Below are 6471 nucleotides of genomic sequence, written 5' to 3' on the forward strand. Positions count from 1 at the left end.
GGGTAGGTGAACCGCTCCAGCAAACGCCGGTTATTCGCTCGTGAATGGCGGATGTCACCGGAACGCGCCGGGCCAAAGCTAACGGGCGGCAGCTTGCCCACTACGGCTTCAAGGGCTTCAAGCATTTGCTTGAGGGTCGTCGCCTGATTCCAGCCGACATTCACCGCGCCGACCTCGACCTGCGGTTTCTCGATGGCTTGCACCAGCACGTCCACCAGATCCTCGACGTAGACAAAATCCCGAGTCTGCTCGCCATCACCGAACACGGTGATCGGCAGGCCTTTCTGCGCGCGCTCGCTGAAAATGCTGATCACACCGGAGTATGGCGAAGACGGATCCTGACGCGGGCCGAAGATGTTGAAGAAGCGGAAAATCACCGGTTCCAGACCATGCTGGCGGCGATAGAAATCGAAGTAATGCTCGCTCGCCAACTTGTCCACCGCATACGGCGTCAACGGTGCCTTGGGCGTGTCTTCGTCGATCGACTCGCCCTCGCCATTGTTGCCATAGACCGCTGCGCTGGACGCGTACAACACGCGTTTGACACCGGCCTGACGCATGGCTTCGCAGACGTTCAGCGAGCCGATGAAGTTGCTCTGGTGAGTTTTCACCGGGTCATCCACCGAAGCCTGCACCGAAGCCACCGCGGCCAGATGCGCCACCGCGCTGCAACCGAGCATCGCCTGCGCCACCAGGGCGGCATCAGCGACATCGCCTTCGATCAGTTCGACGAGGGGATTGTCCATCGGCAGGTTGCTGCGCTTGCCGGTGGACAGGTCATCGAGAATTCGCACCGAATGACCTTTGGCAAGCAAGGCATCGGTCAGGTGCGAACCGATGAAACCGGCGCCGCCGGTGATTAAAACAGGGCCGTCAGCCATGGCGATAAAACCTATCCAGTAAGCCCGGGAGTGCCGCGCGCCAGGCGCGGGGCTTGATCCCGAAGGTGTGCAGAATTTTCTTGCAGGCCAGCACTGCGTGTTGCGGTTCTTCGGCAGCGTCGGGCCGCGCGGCGTGAGCCTGGGCGGTCGGCGCTTCGATGGCCAGCGGATGCAGGGCGCGCGCTTCAGTGAGAATCGCCTGCCCCAGTGCCAGCGGTGTGGTCGCCTCATGCCCGGCGTAGTGGTAGGTGCCCCACAGCGGCGCAGCACAATCGAGTTGCTTGAGCACCGAAATGATCACTCGGGCAGCGTCGTCCACCGGCGTCGGATTACCGCGACGATCATCCGCCAACAGCAGTTCTTCAGCTTTCTCGGCTCGGGCGAGGAATCGCCCGAGGGTGCCCTCGGGGCTGTCATCGAGCAGCCAGCCGAAACGCAGCAACACATGCTGTGGACAAGTGGCGCGCACGCTTTGCTCAATGCGCCACAAAGCTTGACCGCGCAGGCCCAACGGTACCGGTTCGTCTTTTTCGCTGTAGGCGGTCGCCCGGGAGCCATCGAACACGCGATAACTCGACGGTTGCACCAGCACGATGTTGTGATGCTGGCACAATTCGGCCAGACGCTCGATGGCGCGCTCCTGCCCGGCCAGACGCTGTTCGCTGACGGTCTCCGCCTGGAACCAGTCGAAATAGTAGGCGAGATTGATCAACGCATCCGGACGGGTATCGTCGAGCAGTTGCGTCAGGCTCGCGGCGTCCCAGCCGTCTTGTGGTGGGCGGGGGGCGAGGAAACCGATGTCTTCCTCCGCACCGAGGCGAATCAGCGCCTGCCCAAGGGCATTTCCGCCGCCCAGTAACATAAGGCGCATTCGCATAGAGTCAGCAGGCCCAGTCTGATTGGAACGATGGCTTTATCGACAGCGCCCGCAGGCGATGTCCTCAATAATTGCCGGAATCGTTGCATTTTGCGGGTTTAGTGCGCAACCGTCACCCGTAAAGTGTAGTTCCCGGGGATTTGTGGTGCCGCTACTGGCCTCAGGAGCAACACAGAGCCTGAGCGGTACTTGCAACTTCCCGTCCCCACCCGCATAAATTGGCTCATGAACCTGCCCATCCCCGCAGACAGCGCTCTGAACGGTTTCCACCCCGCCGTCAGCGCCTGGTTCAGCAACACCTTCGCGACGGCTACCGCCGCCCAGGCCCGGGCGTGGCCGTTGATCCGCCAGCGCCGTTCAACGCTGATTGCCGCGCCCACCGGCTCCGGCAAAACCCTCACCGCGTTTCTGGCCGTGCTCGACGATCTGGTCCATCGTGGCCTGGAAAACCCGGATGGCCTGCCAGACGAAACCCTGGTGGTCTACGTTTCGCCGCTCAAGGCCCTGTCCAACGACATCCGGATCAACCTGCAAAACCCGCTGGCCGGCATCACCGAGCAGTTACGCCTGATGGGCCTGCCCGACGTGCCGATCAGCACCGCCGTGCGCACCGGCGATACGCCGCAAAAAGACCGCTCGGCCATGCGCAAAACCGCGCCGCACATTCTGGTGACCACTCCGGAATCCTTATACGTGCTGCTCGGCTCCGACTCCGGCCGGAAAATGCTCGGCACCACGCAAACGGTGATCGTCGACGAAATCCACGCCATCGCCGCCAGCAAACGCGGCAGTCACCTGGCCCTGAGCCTGGAGCGCCTGCAAGCGCTTTGCCCGCAACCGTTGGTGCGGATCGGCCTGTCCGCCACGCAAAAACCCATCGAGGCGGTATCGCGTTTTTTGGTTGGCGGTGATCGCGACTGCGAAATCATCGACATCGGCCATGCCCGCCCACGGGATCTCGATATCGAAGTGCCGCCCGTGCCGTTGTCAGCGGTGATGGCCAACGACGTGTGGGAGCTGGTCTATGACCGCCTCGCCGCCCTCGCCCGCGAACACCGGACCACGCTGATTTTCGTCAACACCCGGCGCCTGGCCGAACGCCTGAGCCGACACTTGAGCGAACGCCTCGGCAAAGACGCGGTGGCCGCCCACCATGGCAGCCTGGCCAAGGAGTTTCGCCTGGACGCCGAGCAACGGCTCAAGCGCGGCGAGCTGCAAGTGCTGATCGCCACCGCCTCGCTGGAACTGGGGATTGATATCGGCGACGTCGACCTGGTGTGCCAGATCGCTTCGCCACGCTCGATTGCCGGTTTTCTGCAACGGGTCGGCCGCTCCGGGCACCAGGTCGGCGGCACACCCAAGGGCCGATTGTTCGCCACCACCCGCGACGACCTGATCGAATGCGCCGCTTTGCTCGATTGCGTGCGCCGTGGCGAACTCGACACCTTGTTGATCCCCGAAGCGCCGCTGGACGTGCTGGCCCAGCAGATCATCGCCGAGGTCAGTTGCCAGGAATGGCACGAGCAGGCGTTGCTGGAGATGCTGCGTAAAGCCTCGCCTTACGCCAAGCTCGACGAAAAGCATTATCAGGCGCTGCTGCACATGCTCGCCGAGGGCTACAACGGTCGCCAGGGCATACGTAGCGCGTACCTGCACCGGGACGCCGTAAGCCGCACCTTGCGCGGTCGTCGGGGCGCCAAGCTGACCGCCGTGACCAGCGGCGGGACGATTCCCGACAACGCCGACTACAGCGTGTTGCTGGAGCCTCAGGGGCTGAACATCGGCAGCGTCAACGAAGACTTCGCGGTGGAAAGCATCGCCGGGGATATCTTTCAGCTGGGCAATACGTCGTATCGAATCCTGCGGGTCGAAACCGGCAAGGTCCGGGTCGAAGATGCTCAGGGCCAGCCGCCGACCATTCCGTTCTGGCTCGGTGAAGCACCCGGTCGCAGCAATGAACTGTCGTTCGCCGTGGCCCGCCTGCAAGCGCAACTCGATGAACTCCTCGCCGCCACACCCGGCGATCTGCAACAGGCCCTCGACTGGCTGACCGACACTCTCGGCCTGAACCTCGCCAGCGCCGAGCAACTGGTCGACTACCTGGCCCGGGCCCGCCTGACCCTCGGCGCCTTGCCGTCCCAGGACACACTGGTGATGGAGCGCTTTTTCGACGAGTCAGGCGGTACGCAACTGATCATCCACTCACCGTTCGGCAGCCGCATCAACCGCGCCTGGGGCCTGGCCCTGCGCAAGCGTTTCTGCCGCACCTTCAACTTCGAATTGCAGGCCGCCGCCAGCGAGGACGCCATCGTGTTGTCGCTGTCCAGCAGCCACAGCTTCGAGCTGGACGACGTCTGGCGCTACCTGCACAGCAACAGCGCCGAACATATCCTGACTCAAGCGGTGCTCGAAGCCCCGCTGTTCGGCGTACGCTGGCGCTGGAATGCCGGGGTCGCCCTCGCGCTGCCACGCTACAGCGGCGGCCGCAAAGTGCCGCCGCAGATCCAACGGATGAAAAGCGAAGACCTGATCGCCAGCGTGTTTCCCGATCAGATCGCCTGCGTGGAAAACCTCGCCGGCGAGCGCGAGATTCCCGACCATCCGCTGGTGGAACAAACCCTCGACGATTGCCTGCACGAGGCCATGGACAGCGAAGGCTGGCTGGCGTTGTTGCGGCGCATGGAACAGGGCGATATCCGCCTGATCAGCCGCGACCTGCCGGCGCCTTCGCCACTGGCGGCGGAAATCCTCAGTGCCCGCCCCTACACCTTCCTCGACGACGCGCCGCTGGAAGAACGCCGTACTCAGGCGGTACTCAACCGTCGCTGGAGCGATCCGCAGTCCACCGACGACCTCGGTGCGCTGGACGCCGACGCGATTGCCGCGGTGCGCGACGAAGCCTGGCCAACGCCAACCGGCCTCGATGAAATGCATGAGGCCTTGATGAGCCTGGCGTGCATCACCGACGCCGAGGCCCGGGCCAACCCCAATTGGCTCGAATGGCTGAACACCCTGGCCAACAGTGGCCGCGCCAGCCGTTTGCAGATCAACGCCAAGCAATCGCTGTGGCTGCCACTGGAGCGACTGACCTGCCTGCGGGCGATTTATCCACAGGCCACCTTGTTTCCGTCGTTGGAGGCGTTGCCMGGTTTCGATGAAACCTGGGAGCCGGACGAAGCGGTGCTGGAAGTGGTCCGCGCGCGACTCAGTGCGTTTGGTCCATTGCCGCTGAAAGCGATTGCCGAACCGCTCGGTTTACCGGCGCTTCAAGTCACTCAGGCCCTGGCCCAACTGGAACGCGAAGGTTACGTGCTGCGCGGGCAATTCAGCCCCGGCACCCGCGAAGAGGAATGGTGCGAACGGCATCTGCTGGCGCGGATTCATCGCTACACGGTCAAACGGCTGCGCCGGGAAATCGAGCCAGTGGCGTTGCAGGATTTCATGCGCTTTCTGTTCGACTGGCAGCATCTTTCCACCCTGAGCCGAGGCCAGGGCAGCGCAGTGTTGCCGGCGATCATCAGCCAGTTCGAAGGCTACCCCGCCGCCGCTTCGGCATGGGACAGCGACATTCTACCGGCGCGGCTCAAAGACTATTCGGCGAGCTGGCTGGATGAGTTATGCCGCAGCGGCAAACTGGTCTGGACCCGCCTGACCGCGCGCAACAAGAGCACCGGCACGGCATTGCGCAGCACGCCGATTCTGCTGCTGCCGCGTAATCAGGTCGGGTTGTGGAGCAGCTTGACCGAGCAGACGCCGGTCAACGAGTTGTCGCCCAAAACACAAAAGGTCCATGCAGCACTCAGCCAGCACGGCGCGCTGTTTTTTGATGAGCTGATGCACGAGGCCCATCTGCTGCGCTCGGAACTGGAAATCGCCTTGCAGGAACTGGTCGGTGCCGGACTGGTCAACGCCGACAGTTTCGCCGGGTTGCGGGCGCTGATCACCCCGGCCAGCAAACGCCAGAATCGCAGCAGCCGACGCGGGCGTGGAGCGTTTGTCGGCGGGATGGACGACGCCGGGCGTTGGGCGTTGCTGCGCCGCAGTGCGGTCGCGYCGGTTGTGGATAAGCCGGTTGTGGATAAACAACGCCCGACGTCCACACCCACAGAAACCCTGGAACACATCGCCATGACCTTGCTGCGCCGGTACGGCGTGGTGTTCTGGCGCTTGCTGGAGCGCGAGGCGGACTGGTTGCCGAGTTGGCGGGAATTGCTGCRCACGTTCCATCGGCTGGAGGCCCGGGGCGAGATTCGTGGCGGGCGGTTTGTCAGTGGCCTGGCCGGCGAACAGTTTGCCCTGCCCGAGGCGATCCCGTTGTTGCGTGAAGTCAGGCGGCGCCCCCATGACGGTAGCTTGATCGCGGTGTGCGGGGTCGATCCGCTGAACCTCGCCGGCACCCTGCTGCCGGGCGCGAAAGTGCCGGCGCTGGCGAGCAATCGGCTGGTTTATCGCGACGGCTTGCCGGCCGCCGCCGAGATCGCCGGCAAGCAGCAGTTCTGGCTGGAGCTGGATCAGCAATCGACTACAGAAGTACACAACACACTGATCCGCCACTCCCCCCTGTAGGATTCAACCTCCTGTGGCGAGGGAGCTTGCTCCCGCTGGGGTGCGAAGCGCCCCCAAAACCTGTAAACCAATTTCTCCCGGATGCACCGCGCTGTATGGCTTTGCGACTGCTCCGCAGCCGAACGGGAGCAAGCTCCCTCGCCACAA

At 63.7% G+C, this 6471-nt stretch carries 3 protein-coding genes; 1 reads left to right on the plus strand and 2 read right to left on the minus strand.

Going from position 1 to position 6471, the window contains the following annotated elements:
- Both AC1DLB_RS17905 and AC1DLB_RS17910 read right to left on the minus strand, forming a co-directional pair.
- A partial coding sequence (locus tag AC1DLB_RS17905; RefSeq protein WP_477785377.1) for an NAD-dependent epimerase/dehydratase family protein occupies window positions 1-881 on the minus strand: 881 nt, incomplete at its 3' end.
- Window positions 874-1758, minus strand: coding sequence for a sugar nucleotide-binding protein (locus AC1DLB_RS17910; RefSeq protein ID WP_032833719.1), 885 nt, complete (start codon window positions 1756-1758; stop codon window positions 874-876). The genes AC1DLB_RS17905 and AC1DLB_RS17910, both read right to left, overlap by 8 nt.
- A 225-nt stretch (window positions 1759-1983) precedes the next feature.
- Between AC1DLB_RS17910 and AC1DLB_RS17915 the strand changes: the two genes are divergently transcribed.
- Window positions 1984-6324 carry a DEAD/DEAH box helicase gene (locus AC1DLB_RS17915; protein WP_477785378.1) on the plus strand — a complete coding sequence of 1447 codons (4341 nt, stop codon included), beginning with the start codon at window positions 1984-1986 and terminating at the stop codon, window positions 6322-6324.
- The last annotated feature ends 147 nt before the right edge of the window (window positions 6325-6471 follow it).

Source organism: Pseudomonas sp. 05N434 (assembly GCF_056396965.1).

What these genes read in the sequence shown, in the direction of transcription:
- AC1DLB_RS17910 (WP_032833719.1), bottom strand. Translation starts at nt 1,758, where the DNA reads ATGCGAATGCGCCTTATGTTACTGGGCGGCGGAAATGCCCTTGGGCAG.